Genomic DNA, 14412 nt, shown 5'->3' on the forward strand with positions numbered 1-14412 from the left:
TTGTCATTTGTCCTGTTGAAACGAAGAGGGGTGGATGGCCGGAAAAATCCGGCCATCGCACTCCCGCAATCTCAGTTCAAAAAGATCCGAACGCTTCGGTAAGATTTGGACTTACAGGGAGCGCTGGATCGTCTCCACGCGATAACACTCGATCACGTCACCGGCACGCATGTCGTGATAATTCTCGAAGGCCATGCCGCATTCCTGGCCGGACTGGACTTCCTTCACTTCGTCCTTGAAGCGCTTCAGCGTCGACAGCTTGCCTTCGTGCACGACGACATTGTCGCGGATCAGGCGCACATTGGCGCCGCGTTCCACGGTACCGTCGGTGACGCGGCAGCCGGCGACCTTGCCGACCTTGGAGATGTTGAAGATCTCCAGGATCTCGGCATTGCCCAGCATGGTTTCGCGCAAGGTCGGCGCGAGCAGACCGCTCATCGCCTTCTTCACGTCGTCCACGAGGTCGTAGATGATGTTGTAGTAGCGGATCTCGATGCCGTTGCGCTTGGCGGCCGCAGCGGCCTCCTTGTTGGCACGAACCGAGAAGCCGATGATCGCGGCGTTGAAGCCTTCGGCCAGCGTCACGTCGGATTCCGAGATGCCGCCGACGCCGGCATGCAGGATGCGGGCGGCGACTTCGTCGGTGCCGAGCTTCTCCAGCGAGCCGAGGATGGCTTCCAGCGAGCCCTGCACGTCGGCCTTGACGATCAGCGGGAATTCCTTGCGGCCCGCCGTCTTCAATTGCGACATCATCTGCTCCAGCGAGCCGCGCATGCCGGAGATCGAGGCTGCCGCGTTCTCGCGCTTCTGGTGCGCGCGGTAGCTGGTGACCTGGCGGGCGCGGGCTTCGTTCTCGACCACCGCGAGACGATCGCCGGCCTCGGGCGGGCCGTTGAAGCCGAGCACTTCGACCGGCACCGAGGGGCCGGCCTCCTGCACGGTCTCGCCCTGATCGGAGATCAGCGCGCGGACGCGGCCCATCTCGGCGCCTGCGACGATGATGTCGCCGACACGGAGCGTGCCGCGCTGGACCAGAACGGTCGCGACCGGACCGCGGCCGCGATCGAGCTTGGCCTCGATCACGGTGCCTTCGGCGGGACGCTCCGAATTGGTCTTCAGGTCGAGGATTTCGGCCTGGAGCGCGATCATCTCGAGCAGCTTGTCGAGATTGGTCTTGTTCTTGGCGGACACCTCGACGTCGACGACTTCGCCGCCGAAGGATTCCACCTGCACCTCGTGCTGGAGCAGCTCGGTGCGCACGCGCTCGGGCTTGGCATCGGGCTTGTCGATCTTGTTGATGGCAACGATGATCGGCACGCCTGCCGCCTTGGCGTGATTGATGGCTTCGACCGTCTGCGGCATCACGCCATCATCGGCCGCGACCACCAGCACGACGATGTCGGTGACCTTGGCGCCGCGGGCGCGCATCGCGGTGAACGCGGCGTGGCCGGGCGTGTCGATAAAGGTGATCTTCTTGCCGGTTTCAGGCGATGTCACCTGATAGGCGCCGATGTGCTGGGTGATGCCGCCGGCTTCGCCGGAGACCACGTTGGCGTGGCGTAGCGCATCGAGCAGCGAGGTCTTGCCGTGATCGACGTGACCCATGACGGTCACCACGGGCGAACGGGTCTCGGTGTCGGTCGAATCGTCGGTAGCGTCGAACAGACCTTCCTCGACGTCGGACGCGGCAACGCGCTTGACGGTGTGGCCGAGCTCTTCGGCGATCAGCTGCGCGGTGTCGGCATCGATCACGTCGGTGATCTTGTGCATCGCGCCCTGCTTCATCAGCATGCGGATGACGTCGACCGCGCGCTCGGCCATGCGGTTGGCGAGCTCCTGGATGGTGATCGCTTCCGGAATGACCACCTCGCGGATGAGCTTTTCCTTGGGCTCATTCGAGGCGTGGCCCTTCAGGCGCTGGGTGCGGCGGCGGAACGAGGCGATCGAGCGCTCGCGCACTTCGTCGGCATTGAGCGCGGTGACGACGGTCAGGCGCCCGCGCTCCTTCTGCGGGCCGGGCTTGTGGGTGGGCTTGGGGGCTACCACGGGACGCGCGGCGCCGCCGGGGCCGCGGCGGATCTGGCGCGGTGCCTCGTCGTCGTCAGCCTCGGCCGCAACGGCGGGGCCGCGGCCAGCCGGTCCACCCGGACGCTGCGCGGTCGTCGTTGCGGGACGCGCCGTCGTGGTTCCCGGACGCGCTGTGGTGGTGGTTCCAGGCCGGGACGCAGGCGCACCGGGGCGCGGAGCGCCGGCGGCCGGTGTTGCGGTCGCGGGGCGCGCGGCGGATGGTTGCTCACCCTCGCCGAAACGCTTCTTGGCCTCGGTCTCAGCCTTGCGCTTGGCTTCGTCCTCATGACGGTGGCGCTCTTCCTCGGCCTTGCGGCGGGATTCGGCGGCTTCGCGCTCGGCGCGCTCGGCGGCCTCACGGGCGGAGCGGCGCTGGGCCTCTTCCTCGGCCTGGCGGCGTTCCTCGACTTCGCGCAGCTTGGCGTCCGCCAGCGCGCTGGCACGGGCCGAACGCTCGTCCTCGGTAAGGGTGCGCAGCACCACGCCGGAACCGGCGTTGCGGGGCGGGGGCGGAGCGGGACGGGACGGCGCGGCGGGGGCGGCCGGCGCGGGCTTTGCCGTCACCTCAGGCGCGTGCGGCTCGGGTCCGTCGCCAATGCGGCGCTTGCCGCGCTTCTCGACCACGACCTGCTTGCTGCGGCCATGGCTGAAGCTCTGGCGCACGGTGCCCGTTTCGACGCGCGGCTTGAGCGATAGCGTCTTGCTCGGAACGCTCAGCTTCTTGTCGCCAGGGGTCTTGGTATCAACCATTCAGCAGTCCTAATCCTGATTTATCAGTGTTGTGCGTTGCCGCACCATCCAATTGGGTCGTCGTTGTCTCTCAGAAATCCTGGCCGGGTTTTTCGGCAGTCTTGTCGTCGTCCGCCATCCGGTATCGGACCAGGATCTGGCTACGTGACAGGAATGACTTGCTCGCCGGGCCCGCGAGCAGGGCAGCATGTATCACATTTGACCGGGTCAGTGCCAAATCCAATTCTAACGATTTCAGAGCGGTAACGACGGGAATCTGCGCCTTAGCACCGCGATTCCCGGCATTCTGGCGCGCCAGCATGTCCAATTTGCGGATTCCGTCCGCGGCCCCGTCGCTGGCATGGATCAGGACCTCGACCGTCCCTTCCCGAAGGGCGCTCTCGACCTTGCCGAAGCCGGCCACGACCTGGCCCGCCTTGGCGGCGATCCCAAGGGCTTCGGTCACGCTCCGGGCCAGGAGCGCCTCGATGTCGGTGGGAAGCGTCTGAGGGATGCGCAGCTCGCGCTTGAAGGCTTTGCTGAATTGGTGACGCCGCACCGCTTCCGCAACCGTCTTGCGTGAGGCGGTGAGCCACATCCCGCGTCCGGGCAGCTTGCGCTTGAGATCGGGAACTATTTGTCCGTCAGGCGATGCGACGAAGCGGATCAGCTCGTCGATCGGCCGGACCTCGCGGCTGACCGCGCACATGCGCATGGTCGCGGACCTTTCGGTCCGCGGGCCATGGTCAAGTTCGAGGTCGGAATCTGCAAGCATCCGGGCGACATTCTCCTTTGCCCTTAAGCCGGCTGATCTTCGGTCGCCTCGGCCTCCTCGGCAGGCTTGGCGAGATCGGCCTCGGTGATCCAGCCGGCCTTGACGCGGGCCTGCATGATCATCGCTTCGGCGTCGTCACGGGAGATGTCGATGCCGTCGAGCGCACCGGCGTGCTTGGTCGGCTCGCTGCCTTCCTTGCGCTCGGTCCATCCGACCAGATCGTCGGTGGCGCAGCCGGCGAGGTCCTCGACGCTCTTGATGTCGTTCTCGCCGAACTTCACCAGCATCTTCGAGGTGACGCCGGGCACGTCCTTGAGCGCGTCCTCGACGCCGAGCTCCTTACGCCTCGCCTCGAGCTCGGCTTCCTGCTGCTCCAGATATTCGCGGGCGCGGTTCTGCAGCTCCTGCGCGGTCTCCTCGTCGAAGCCCTCGATGCCGGCGAGCTCCTTGACGTCCACCATCGCGAGCTCCTCGACCGAGGTGAAGCCTTCGGACGCCAGGAGCTGGCCGACCACCTCGTCGACGTTGAGCGATTCCATGAAGACGCGGGTGGAGTTCTCGAAGTCGGCCTGGCGGCGCTCCGATTCCTCCTGCTCGGTCAGGATGTCGATGTCCCAGCCGGTGAGCTGCGAAGCCAGGCGCACGTTCTGGCCGCGGCGGCCGATCGCCAGCGAGAGCTGGTTGTTGGTGTCGGGCACCACGACCTCGATACGCTCGCGGTCCTCGTCGATGACGACCTTGGAGACTTCCGCCGGCGCCAGCGCGTTGACCACGAAGGTCGCGATGTCGGGCGACCAGGGAATGATGTCGATCTTCTCGCCCTGCAATTCGTTCACCACGGCCTGCACGCGCGAACCGCGCATGCCGACGCAGGCGCCGACCGGATCGACCGAGGAATCGCGGGAAATCACGCCGATTTTCGCGCGCGAGCCCGGATCGCGGGCCACCGCCTTGATCTCGACGATGCCGTCATAGATCTCCGGCACTTCCTGCGCGAACAGCTTTGCCATGAACTGCGGATGGGTGCGGGAGAGGAAGATCTGCGGGCCTCTCGTTTCGCGGCGGACGTCGAAGATATAGGCGCGGACGCGATCGCCGTTGCGGAAGACTTCGCGCGGCAGCATCTCGTCACGGCGGATGATGGCTTCGCCGCGGCCGAGATCGACGATCACGCTGCCATATTCGACGCGCTTGACGACGCCGTTGACGATGTCGCCGATGCGGTCCTTGAATTCCTGGTACTGCCGGTCGCGCTCGGCCTCGCGCACCTTCTGCACGATCACCTGCTTGGCCGATTGCGCGGCGATGCGGCCATATTCCAGCGGCGGCAGGGTATCGGCGATGGTGTCGCCTACTTGCGCGCCCGGATTGGCGCGCTGCGCGTCCACCAGCGAGATCTGGTTGGAGTGATTTTCGACCTTGTCGACCACCAGCATGTGGCGCGACAGCCGCAGCTCGCCCTTCTTCGGGTCGATCTCGGCGTGAACGTCAGTCTCGCTGCCGTAACGGGCGCGCGCCGCCTTGGCGATGGCGTCCTCCATCGCCGCGATGACGATGCCGCGGTCGATCGACTTTTCGCGCGCGACGGCGTCCGCGATCTGAAGCAATTCAAGTCGGTTGGCGCTGACTGCCATGGCTAGTCTCCTTGGTCAGGCTCGATCTCGCCGCGCCGCGCGCGTTCGGCGGCAAGGCGATGTTTCTTCGTGTTGGTCGGGGCCGGCTTCTTCTTCGGCTTGGTGTTCTTGGTGGTCTTCTCGCTGATCTTGGCGTGCGGTGCCTGCGGCGGCTCGAGACCGAGATTGCGCCGCATCTCGCGCGCCTCGGCCTTGCCGCGGCGCATGGATTCGGCGATCAGCTCGTCAGTCAGCACCAGCCGCGCATCGCCGATATCCTCCATGGTCAGGAGAACGTCGGCATCGTCGCCAGCCTTGGCATCGTCGCGATGCAGATGCACGCGGTCGCCCTCGACCGCGCCGAGCGTGCCGCGGAAGCGCTTCCGCCCGTCATGGGCGACCGCCATCTCGATCTTCACCAGATGCCCGGAATAGCGCTCGAAATCGGAGCGGCGCACCAGCGGACGGTCGATCCCCGGCGAGGAGATCTCCAGCCGATAGGCGCGGTCGATGGGATCGGCGACGTCGAGCACGGGCGACAGGGCCCGCGAGATCGCCTCGCAATCCTCGATCTGCATCGAGCCGTCGGGCCGCTCGGCCATGATCTGCACGGTGCAGCCTGCTTCCCCGGAAATGCGGATCCGGACCAGGCGGTAGCCCATGCCCTGGAGCACGGGACCTGCCACTGCGGACACCCGTGCCGCGACGCCGGGCTCGACCACGAGCCGCGGCTCGGCCAGCAATTCGGCATCCGTGGAACCAGGGTTCGGTTCGGTCATGTCCAGGGTCAGGGCGCTCGATGGTTAAGGCTTGGTTACGATTTCAAAGCCCGCTTCGGAACTTTCCCGACAACGCGTCGGGCGCATCTCCCGCCGAGCCGCGTTCAGGTAATAAAAAAGAGCGGGTCCTTTCGGGCCCACTCTCACTACGCGGATCGTATGAGAAGATGAATTGGCGCTGATATAGCGCTTTCTTAACCCACGGACAAGGCCCATTGCAGCGGGAACGGGGCCTTTTTGCGCCCGTCTGCAGGCCCTGCGCAACGCTTCCTTCATCAAGCAGGCCTAGATTTTCCGATTGTGGGGCGGCTTGAACCAAGGGCGCACCCGCGGCGTGCCCCGTTCGAGTTGCGTTTTCATGACCGTTGCCACGTCGCTCATTCCTGGACTGGACGATATCGTCAAGCGCGGCGATCCGCGCCGCCGCGGCGAGATCGCGCGTGCCATCTCTCAATTGTTCTTCCGGGACGCGGACAAGCTCCGCCCCGAGCTGATCGATCTCTTCGACAATCTCCTGATCGATCTCGTCCCCCATGCCGAGCTCGCCTCCCGCGCTGATCTGGCCGAGCGCTTCTCGCGCCTGAACAACGCGCCGCCGCACCTCGTCAATCAGCTCGCGCGCGAGAACGAGATCATGGTGGCCGGCCCCGTGCTGCGCCGCTCGCCCGTGCTCGACGAGGCGGCTCTGGTCGAGATCGCGCGCTTGAAGGGCCAGGGCCATCTGCTGGCGATGACGGAGCGTCCCGCTTTGTCACCCGCCGTCACCGACGTGCTGGTCGAGCGCGGCGATCGCGACGTGGTGCGGCGTGCCGCCGCCAATGCCGGTGCGGTGTTCTCGCCAGACAGCTATTCCGAGATGATCAAGCGCGCGGCGCAGGACGGCGTGCTGACGCTCAAGATCGGTCAGCGCAACGACCTTTCCGGCGAGAATCTGAAGCTGCTGCTGGACGGGACGCTCGACGTCATCCGCCGTCGTCTCTCCACCGTGGTCAATCCCGTGCGCCAGGTCGAGATCAAGCGCGCGATGGCCGCGATCGAGGAGGCCGCGCTGCCGCCGGGCCCGCGCCGCGATTTCTCCGCGGCACAACGCACCGTGCTGACCTTGAATCGCGAGGGCCATCTCGGCGAGAGCGCGCTGCTCGGTTTCGCCAAGGCGCACAAATACGAGGAATCGGTCGCCGCGCTGTCGGCGATGTCGGGCGTTCGCCTCCAGGTCCTCGACCGCCTGATCGCGGGCGACCGCTACGATCCGCTGCTGATCCTGGGCCGCGTGCTGAACCTCGGCTGGCCCACGGTGCGCGCGCTCATCCTGCTCTGGTACGGCTCGAACCGCACGCCGGCCGATGCCGACATCGAGACCGCGCGCGTGAACTTCACGCGCCTGATGCCGACGACCGCCGAGCGCGTCGTGAATTTCTGGCGCAACCGGCAGACGATTTAGTTCCGCGCGTCGTCATTGCGAGCGTAGCGAAGCAATCCAGAATCTCTCCGAGCAGGCACTCGGGATTGCTTCGTTCGCCAGCGCAAATTGCTTTGCAATTTATCGCGGGCTCCTCGCAATGACGGCTAATCGACCCGCCTGAACCGCAAATACGCCGCCTTGCGCCCTTCGCGCGCGGCCTTTCGACCGTAGCGCGTCATGGTGTAGCCCGGCCATGGCTGGCGGAAATCGTCGGCGCGTTCGGCGAGCCACACGAAGTCCGGCGAACGCGCAAGATGCGACAGCGTCCAGGCGCAGTAATCGTCGATGTCGCAGACGAAACGGAATTCACCATTCGGCCTGAGCACGCGCGCCATTGCCGCGATGGTGCGGTCCTGGACGAAGCGCCGCTTCCAGTGTCGCCGCTTCGGCCAGGGATCGGGATGGATCAAATCGATCCGCGACAGCGACTCCCGGGGCAGCCAGGCGAGCAGCTCGGCGGCATCGCCCGCGAACAGGCGGATATTGCCGATGTTGGCCGCCTCGATCTGCGCGAGGATCTTGGCCATGCCGTTGACATAGGGCTCGCAGCCGATGAAGCCGGTGGCGGGAAAGTTTTGCGCCTCGGCCGCGAGATGCTCGCCGCCGCCGAAGCCGATCTCGAGCCTGATGTCGTCGGCTGCGGGATCGAAGATGTCGCGGGCGTCCGCCGGCGCCTCACCCCCGATATCGAGCGCAAGATGCGGCAGCAGCTGCTCGATCAACCCGGCCTGGTGTTGCCTGAGCTTGTGGCCCTTGCGGCGCCCGAAGAAGGCGCGCTCGCTGTCGTCGCGATCGGGGGTTGACTTGCGTTCGCTCATCGCAGCGTCTGATAAAGGCGATGGAGCAGCCGCGCGCGTGGTGCCAGTGAGGAGACATAGAGCTGCTCGTAATGGGTGTGCGCGCCCTTGCCGTCGACGCCGAGCCCGTCGAGAGTCGCGGTGTGCGGGGCGGTGAAATTGCCGTCCGAGCCGCCGCCGGTATGGGTGTCGATCAGCTCGAAGCCGATCTCGCTGGCGAGCGTTCGGGCATGCTCGTACAGCGATGCGCCTGCATTGCTCTTCTCGTAAGGCGGCCGGTTGAGCTCGCCGGTGACCATGACGGTGACGCCGTCGGTCTTCGATCGCAGCCCGAGGATCTTGCCGACGAACTCGTCCGCGTCCTTGAGGCTCACCACGCGCAGATCGACTTCCGCATAGGCATCCTCGGGCGTGACGTTGGGACGCGTGCCGCCGCGCACCACACCGACATTGACGGTGACGCCGCGCGCCAGATCGTTCATCCCTTCCAGCGCCAGGATGACGTTGCCGAGTTCGCGGACGGCGCTGCGGCCGTCTTCGGGTCGCGAGCCGGCATGCGCGGGCACGCCCTTGATGAAAACCCGGAAGCGACCGACGCCCTTGCGTCCGGTCACGATCTTGCCGCCGTCGCGCGCCGGCTCGGTCACCAGCACATATTTGGCCTTGCGCCCTTCCTTTTCGATCAGCGCGCGCGACGTCGGGCTGCCGATCTCCTCGTCGGAGGTGAACAGATGCGTGATGCCGAGCGGCGAGCGATCGCCCGTCGCGCAAAGCGCGCGGAAGGCGTGATGGGCGATGTAGGCGCCGCTCTTCATGTCGTAGATGCCCGGGCCGAACGCGACGTCGCCTTCGACCTTGAACGGCAGGCGCTCGATGAAGCCCATGGGATGGACGGTATCGAGGTGGCTCAGCACCAGGATGCCCGGCTGCTCCTGCCCCCAATTCGTGCGCGCCACGAGATGATCGCCGCAGCCGTCCGTGCCGGCGATGCGCTCGAGCGTGACGGGCAGGTCGCGGTACTGCTCCGCGACCACGGAGACCAGCTTGTTGACCTGTTCAGGTGCTTCCGTCGGCGTCTCGATCTCCACCCAGCGGCGGATGCCATCGAGAATAGTTTGTGAATCGAACCAATTGGAGTCGGTCATGGACGCATCTGTGCCTTTGAATCGCATCATCGCAGCGGACGCGCATCAAAGCGCGGTCGTAAATGACGACATAGGCCAGATTTGATGCAGTCTCAAATCGCCGTGGAGATGGCGATTCAGCGCTTGTCGGGGCCTTCGCGGGCCGCGATCTGCTCGACCAGATCGACGATCGAGCGGCGCATCTTCGAATCCGTGATTCGCGTGAACGCCTTGGTCAAGGCCAGCCCTTCGGAAGTGGCGAGAAAGTCCGAGACGTAAGAGGGCGAGGCGCCCTCGCTGAAGCCATCCGGACCCGGCACGCCGCTCGGGCCGCCCTCAAACAGGAAGGACACCGGCACCTGCAGAATCTCCGCGATCTGCTGGATGCGGCTCGCGCCGACCCGGTTGGTGCCCTTCTCGTATTTCTGGATCTGCTGGAAAGTCAGGCCCAAAGCTTCACCGAGCTTTTCCTGGCTCATGCCCAACATGATGCGGCGCATGCGCACGCGACTGCCGACATATTTGTCAACAGGGTTGGGCGCTTTCGACATTTCCTCAGCCCTCCAAACACCACCTTCGGCGCAATGATCAAGCATGCCTCGGGTGCAACATCGCAAAATCAAACCCTGTTATTGGGAAACATTGCGGAGAAATTTAGCAACGCACCACTGTCTTTTGCAGCCGGTGCAGAATGGGGAGCCCGCGTGCAGTCTGTCAACCGTGGGACTACGGTTGTCAAAGGATTCCGGCCGCTGCGGCGGCGGCGCGATCAGGGCTGGCGTTTGCCTATTCGTCGGCGGACCGCCAACAGCACGGCCACCGCGACGAGCATCGCTGCGGGCACATCACCCACCCGTGCATAAACGGTCGGTGGGATCGCCGTCGGCAGATTTGCATCCAAAATGCCCTCGATGCCGAGACCGAGGCTCGCCACCGTGCGGCCGACCGGATCGATCACTGCGGAGATGCCGGTATTGGCCGAGCGGACCAGCGGCAATCCGAGCTCGATCGCGCGCATCCGCGACTGCTCCAGGTGCTGGTAGGGACCGGTCGAGATGCCGAACCAGCCGTCATTGGTGAGGTTCACGATCCAGCCCGGACGTTCGTTGCGTGCGGCCACTTCGTCGGGAAAGATCGCCTCGTAACAGATCAGCGGCAGCGCCGGCGGCGCGCCGGCAACGGGGAGCGCATGCCGCACGGTCCCTGGAATGAAGCCGCCGCGCACACGCGTCAGTTGCTCGAAACCGAGCTTCTCCATCAACGACTGGTAGGGAAGAAATTCTCCGAACGGGACCAGGTGCAGCTTGTCGTACACGGCGAGCACGCTGCCGTCGTGATCGATCACGTAGATCGAGTTGTAGGCGCGCGTGATCGGCGTGCCCCGCGGCAGGTCAGGCGCACGGACCGATCCCGTGATCAGCACCGTGCCCTTCGGCAAGAGATCGGCGATTTGCGCCATCGCGTCGGCTTCGCGCGTCAGGAAGAACGGAAAGGCGGATTCCGGCCAGATCAGGATGGTGGCATCGCGCACGCCGGTCGATTGCGGCCCGGAGGCGCGGTCCGACAGCGCGAGGTACTTCTTCATTACCTCCGGCTTGGCGGCGTAGTTGAATTTCGCGTCCTGCTGCAGGTTGGGCTGCATCAGCCGCAGCTTGGCGCCCACCACCATCGTGGTCGGATGCAGCGCCAGGCGGATCGCGCCGAAGATGCTCATGACAACCAGGAGCGCGAGCGCCGCGGCCGGCACCCGCCATTGCAGGCGCCGATCGGGCGTGCGGTCGATCAGCGTCGCCGGGCTCGCGAAGATCGCGACCGTCAGGAACGTCATGCCCCATAGGCCGATCAGCGAGGCCGTCTGCGCCAGCGGCAACGGCTCGGACAGCGCATAGCCGAACGCGTTCCAGGGAAAGCCGGTCAGCGCATGACCGCGCAGCCATTCGCTGATGGTGAGGCTCGCCGCGAGCGCCAGCACGCGCGTGGCGTTCTTGCTCCAAAGCAGCCGCGCCAGCGCAAAGCCGATTGCCGTGAAGATCGCAAGATAGGCCGGCAGGCCCAGCACCGCGAACGGCGTCAGCCAGGCGAATATGTCGGCTTCGACGAAGAAGGCATAGCCGATCCAGTAGAGGCCGGGCACGAAATAGCCGAGCCCGAACCAGTAGCCGGTCAAGGCCGCCGCGGGCACGCCGCCATAGCGGCCGGCCCCGGCGCCGTCGATCAGCCAGACCAGCACCGGGAAGGTGACGAACAGCACCGGAAAGAGGTTGAACGGCGCCAGTGCCAGCACCGACAGCGCGCCGGCCGCCATGGCGACGATGGCGCGCTGCCATCCCCAGGTGAGGATGATGGCCAGCGCAATTTGCCGAAGGCGCTGCGATGGGCTCACTGCGGGCCGGTCCCGTCGCTCGGCGGCGGCGTGGGCGTGTCGCTGGCCGGCGCTTGTCCGCTCTCCGGCGCGGCTTCACGGCGCCGGCTTTCGCGCTGGGTGCGGGGCGCCGGGCGCTCCTTCCGCGTCCCGATGCGCAGCCGCTTGACGCGGCGCGGATCGGCATCGAGCACCTCGACCTCGTAATTGCCGGGGCCCGAGATCACCTCGCCGCGCACCGGCAGGCGCCCGACGAAGCTGACGAGATAGCCGCCCAGCGTCTCCACCTCCTCGCCGGCCTCGCCGGTGACGAAGTCTTCGCCGATCACCGAGCGGACGTCGTCGAGGCTGGCGCGGGCGTCGGCGATGAAGGCGTTGTCGGGGAGGCGCACGATCGAGGGCGGCTCGTCGCTGTCGTGCTCGTCGTCGATCTCGCCGACGATCTGCTCGACGATGTCCTCGATCGAGACCAGCCCGTCGCTGCCGCCATATTCGTCGACCACCAGCGCCAGATGGATGCGCGAGGCCTGCATCTGCGCGAGCAGGTCGATCGCCCGCATCGACGGCGGCACGTAGAGCAGCTTGCGAATGATGTGCGCCTCGTGAAGCGGCAGCGCGAGATCCACCGCGCGCAAGTCGAGCCCGGCCGGCAGCGGCTTCTTGCGCTTGGTCTTGGTGGCTTCCGACACGCGGGCACGCGCGGTCATGAAAGCGAGCAGGTCGCGGATGTGGACGATGCCGACCGGATCGTCGAGCGTCTCGTCGAAGACGACGAGGCGGGAATGGCCGGCGCTTTCGAAGCGGTCCATCAATTCGCCGAGCGGGATGTCGCGCTTCACCGCGATGATGTCGGCGCGATGCACCATGACGTCGGCGATGCGGCGCTCGTGCAGGCCGAGGATGTTGCGCAGCATGGTGCGCTCGACCGCGGAGAAGCCGGTGTCGTCGGGCGTCGAGGCGTCGAGCACGACCTGGAGGTCATCGCGCACCGACCCCGCCTTCCAGCCGAACAGCGTGCGGATGGCGCGCAGCAGCCAGCTATCGGCGGTCGGGCGCAGCACCTCGCCCGGCGTCACCACGGCCGGCAGATTGGCCGTGGTGCGCGGATTGTCGTGGGTAGGCTCGGAATCCGGCATCTCAGTGCGTCCCCGGGCGGTCGGCATAGGGATCGGGGATGCCGAGATGAGCGAGGATCTCCGTTTCGAGCGCTTCCATCTCCTCGGCGTCGCTCTCGTTCTCGTGGTCGTAGCCGATCAGGTGCAGGAAGCCGTGCACGGCGAGGTGGCTCAAATGATGGTCGAACGGCTTGTGTTCCGCGTCGGCCTCGCGCCGCATGGTCTCGTAGGCGATCGCGATGTCGCCGAGCATGCGCGGCGCATCGCCCGGCTTCCAGGCGCCCTCCGGCTGCAGCGCGGGAAACGATAGCACGTTGGTCGGCTTGTCGATGCCGCGCCAGTTGCTGTTGAGCGTGCGGATGCCGGCATCATCGGTCAGCATCACGGCCACTTCCGCGTCGGCAACGTCCTCGTCGACGCTCTCGGCGGCAGCCGCCACCGCGCGCTGGATCACGGCTTCGGAATCGGGCTCGCGCTGCCAGCAATCGGCGACGACGAGGACCTCGGTCATGGGAAGGTTGGAATGGGACATTGTGTTGTCTCGGACGAAAGGCGCCGAGCTCGCGCCCTCTTGGGTCCGGTGTTGCCTCGTCAGGACTGACCGGTGGCCGGCCGCTGCGGCGGCCCTTCGTAGGCGGCGACGATCCGCGCCACGAGCTCGTGGCGGATCACGTCCTCGGCCTTGAAATGAACCTGGGCGATACCCTCGACGCCGCTCAGGAGGCGGGTCGCCTCGGCCAGGCCCGAGGTCTGGCCGTTCGGCAGGTCGATCTGCGAGGGATCGCCCGTCACGATCATGCGGCTGTTCTCGCCCAAACGCGTCAGGAACATCTTCATCTGCATCGACGTGGTGTTCTGGGCCTCGTCCAGGATGATGGCGGCGTTGGTCAGCGTGCGGCCGCGCATGAAGGCGAGCGGCGCGATCTCGATCTCGCCGGTCTGCAGCGCGCGCTCGACGATCCGCGCATCCATGAGGTCGTAGAGCGCATCGTAGATCGGGCGCAGATACGGATCGACCTTCTCGCGGAGATCGCCAGGCAAAAAGCCGAGCCGCTCGCCGGCTTCCACCGCCGGACGCGACAGGATGATCTTGTCGACCTCCTTGCGCTCGAACAGCTGCGCGGCGTGCGCGACGGCGAGCCAGGTCTTGCCGGTGCCGGCGGGGCCGATGCCGAACACCAGCTCGTGGCGCTTCAGCGCGCGGATGTAGGAGTCTTGCGCAGCGGTACGCGCACGCACCGGTCGCTTGCGTAAGTTGATGCTGTCGAAGGTGGACTTGGCTGACTTGGCGTCGAACTCGAACAGCGAGCCCTGCGCGATCACGGCGCGGATCGCGCCTTCGACCTCGCCCTGGTCGAGGTCCTGTCCCTTCACGGCCTGCGCGTAGAGCATCTCCACCACGCGGCGCGCGGCGTCGCAGCCGTCGCGGGTGCCGCCGATGGTGATGTGGTTGCCCTTGGAATCGACGACGACGCCGAGCCTCCGCTCGATCTGCGCGAGATTCTGACCGTAAGGGCCGACCAGCGCGGAAGCGGCGCGGTTGTCGTCGAGGTCGATGACGACCTGGGTCTCGGGCGGAACTTGCATGT

At 66.2% G+C, this 14412-nt stretch carries 12 protein-coding genes; 1 reads left to right on the forward strand and 11 read right to left on the reverse strand.

Going from position 1 to position 14412, the window contains the following annotated elements:
* Positions 1–111: 111 nt before the first annotated feature.
* The 4 genes from infB to rimP all read right to left on the reverse strand — a co-directional run bounded on the left by infB (position 112) and on the right by rimP (position 5963).
* Positions 112–2817: a translation initiation factor IF-2 gene (gene infB, locus AB7M16_RS19795; RefSeq protein ID WP_175424020.1), complete on the reverse strand. Its 2706-nt coding sequence runs from the start codon at positions 2815–2817 to the stop codon at positions 112–114.
* A gap of 70 nt (positions 2818–2887) precedes the next feature.
* Positions 2888–3571, reverse strand: coding sequence for an RNA-binding protein (locus AB7M16_RS19800; protein ID WP_453944961.1), 684 nt, complete (start codon positions 3569–3571; stop codon positions 2888–2890).
* Positions 3572–3594: 23 nt separating this feature from the next.
* Positions 3595–5205, reverse strand: coding sequence for a transcription termination factor NusA (gene nusA, locus AB7M16_RS19805; RefSeq protein ID WP_197949020.1), 1611 nt, complete (start codon positions 5203–5205; stop codon positions 3595–3597).
* A 2-nt stretch (positions 5206–5207) separates the two neighbouring features.
* Positions 5208–5963, reverse strand: coding sequence for a ribosome maturation factor RimP (gene rimP, locus AB7M16_RS19810; protein ID WP_172789359.1), 756 nt, complete (start codon positions 5961–5963; stop codon positions 5208–5210).
* A 358-nt stretch (positions 5964–6321) separates the two neighbouring features.
* On the opposite strand from rimP, the gene AB7M16_RS19815 reads away from it, so the two are divergent.
* Complete coding sequence (locus AB7M16_RS19815) at positions 6322–7404, forward strand: DUF2336 domain-containing protein (protein ID WP_453944962.1); 1083 nt, start codon at positions 6322–6324, stop codon at positions 7402–7404.
* 125 nt (positions 7405–7529) lie between these two features.
* On the opposite strand, the gene trmB is transcribed toward AB7M16_RS19815, so the two are convergent.
* The 7 genes from trmB to AB7M16_RS19850 form a co-directional block, all read right to left on the reverse strand.
* A complete protein-coding gene (gene trmB / locus AB7M16_RS19820; RefSeq protein ID WP_453944963.1) occupies positions 7530–8243 on the reverse strand; it encodes a tRNA (guanosine(46)-N7)-methyltransferase TrmB in 714 nt (237 codons plus the stop codon).
* Positions 8240–9397: a M20 family metallopeptidase gene (locus AB7M16_RS19825; RefSeq protein WP_453944964.1), complete on the reverse strand. Its 1158-nt coding sequence runs from the start codon at positions 9395–9397 to the stop codon at positions 8240–8242. Before AB7M16_RS19825 ends, trmB begins: the two co-directional genes overlap by 4 nt.
* An 86-nt stretch (positions 9398–9483) precedes the next feature.
* Positions 9484–9897 (reverse strand): helix-turn-helix domain-containing protein, encoded by a 414-nt coding sequence (locus AB7M16_RS19830; protein WP_018319423.1) that lies wholly within the window; start codon positions 9895–9897, stop codon positions 9484–9486.
* A gap of 218 nt (positions 9898–10115) precedes the next feature.
* Entirely contained in the window at positions 10116–11729 is a 1614-nt protein-coding gene (gene lnt, locus AB7M16_RS19835) for an apolipoprotein N-acyltransferase (protein WP_453944965.1), read from the reverse strand.
* Positions 11726–12844, reverse strand: coding sequence for a hemolysin family protein (locus AB7M16_RS19840; RefSeq protein WP_246571404.1), 1119 nt, complete (start codon positions 12842–12844; stop codon positions 11726–11728). Before AB7M16_RS19840 ends, lnt begins: the two co-directional genes overlap by 4 nt.
* A 1-nt stretch (position 12845) precedes the next feature.
* Positions 12846–13355, reverse strand: coding sequence for an rRNA maturation RNase YbeY (gene ybeY, locus AB7M16_RS19845; protein WP_439401920.1), 510 nt, complete (start codon positions 13353–13355; stop codon positions 12846–12848).
* A gap of 59 nt (positions 13356–13414) precedes the next feature.
* Complete coding sequence (locus AB7M16_RS19850) at positions 13415–14410, reverse strand: PhoH family protein (protein WP_172789366.1); 996 nt, start codon at positions 14408–14410, stop codon at positions 13415–13417.
* Positions 14411–14412 lie beyond the last annotated feature (2 nt).

This window comes from Bradyrhizobium sp. USDA 372, assembly GCF_053629095.1.

Excerpts from the sequence above, each read along its gene's own strand:
- AB7M16_RS19830 (WP_018319423.1), bottom strand. The coding sequence starts at position 9,897 with ATGTCGAAAGCGCCCAACCCTGTTGACAAATATGTCGGCAGTCGCGTG.
- ybeY (WP_439401920.1), bottom strand. The coding sequence starts at position 13,355 with ATGTCCCATTCCAACCTTCCCATGACCGAGGTCCTCGTCGTCGCCGAT.
- trmB (WP_453944963.1), bottom strand. The coding sequence starts at position 8,243 with ATGAGCGAACGCAAGTCAACCCCCGATCGCGACGACAGCGAGCGCGCC.
- AB7M16_RS19815 (WP_453944962.1), top strand. The coding sequence starts at position 6,322 with ATGACCGTTGCCACGTCGCTCATTCCTGGACTGGACGATATCGTCAAG.
- AB7M16_RS19825 (WP_453944964.1), bottom strand. The coding sequence starts at position 9,397 with ATGATGCGATTCAAAGGCACAGATGCGTCCATGACCGACTCCAATTGG.
- rimP (WP_172789359.1), bottom strand. The coding sequence starts at position 5,963 with ATGACCGAACCGAACCCTGGTTCCACGGATGCCGAATTGCTGGCCGAG.
- AB7M16_RS19800 (WP_453944961.1), bottom strand. The coding sequence starts at position 3,571 with ATGCTTGCAGATTCCGACCTCGAACTTGACCATGGCCCGCGGACCGAA.
- infB (WP_175424020.1), bottom strand. The coding sequence starts at position 2,817 with ATGGTTGATACCAAGACCCCTGGCGACAAGAAGCTGAGCGTTCCGAGC.
- AB7M16_RS19840 (WP_246571404.1), bottom strand. The coding sequence starts at position 12,844 with ATGCCGGATTCCGAGCCTACCCACGACAATCCGCGCACCACGGCCAAT.
- nusA (WP_197949020.1), bottom strand. The coding sequence starts at position 5,205 with ATGGCAGTCAGCGCCAACCGACTTGAATTGCTTCAGATCGCGGACGCC.
- AB7M16_RS19850 (WP_172789366.1), bottom strand. The coding sequence starts at position 14,410 with ATGCAAGTTCCGCCCGAGACCCAGGTCGTCATCGACCTCGACGACAAC.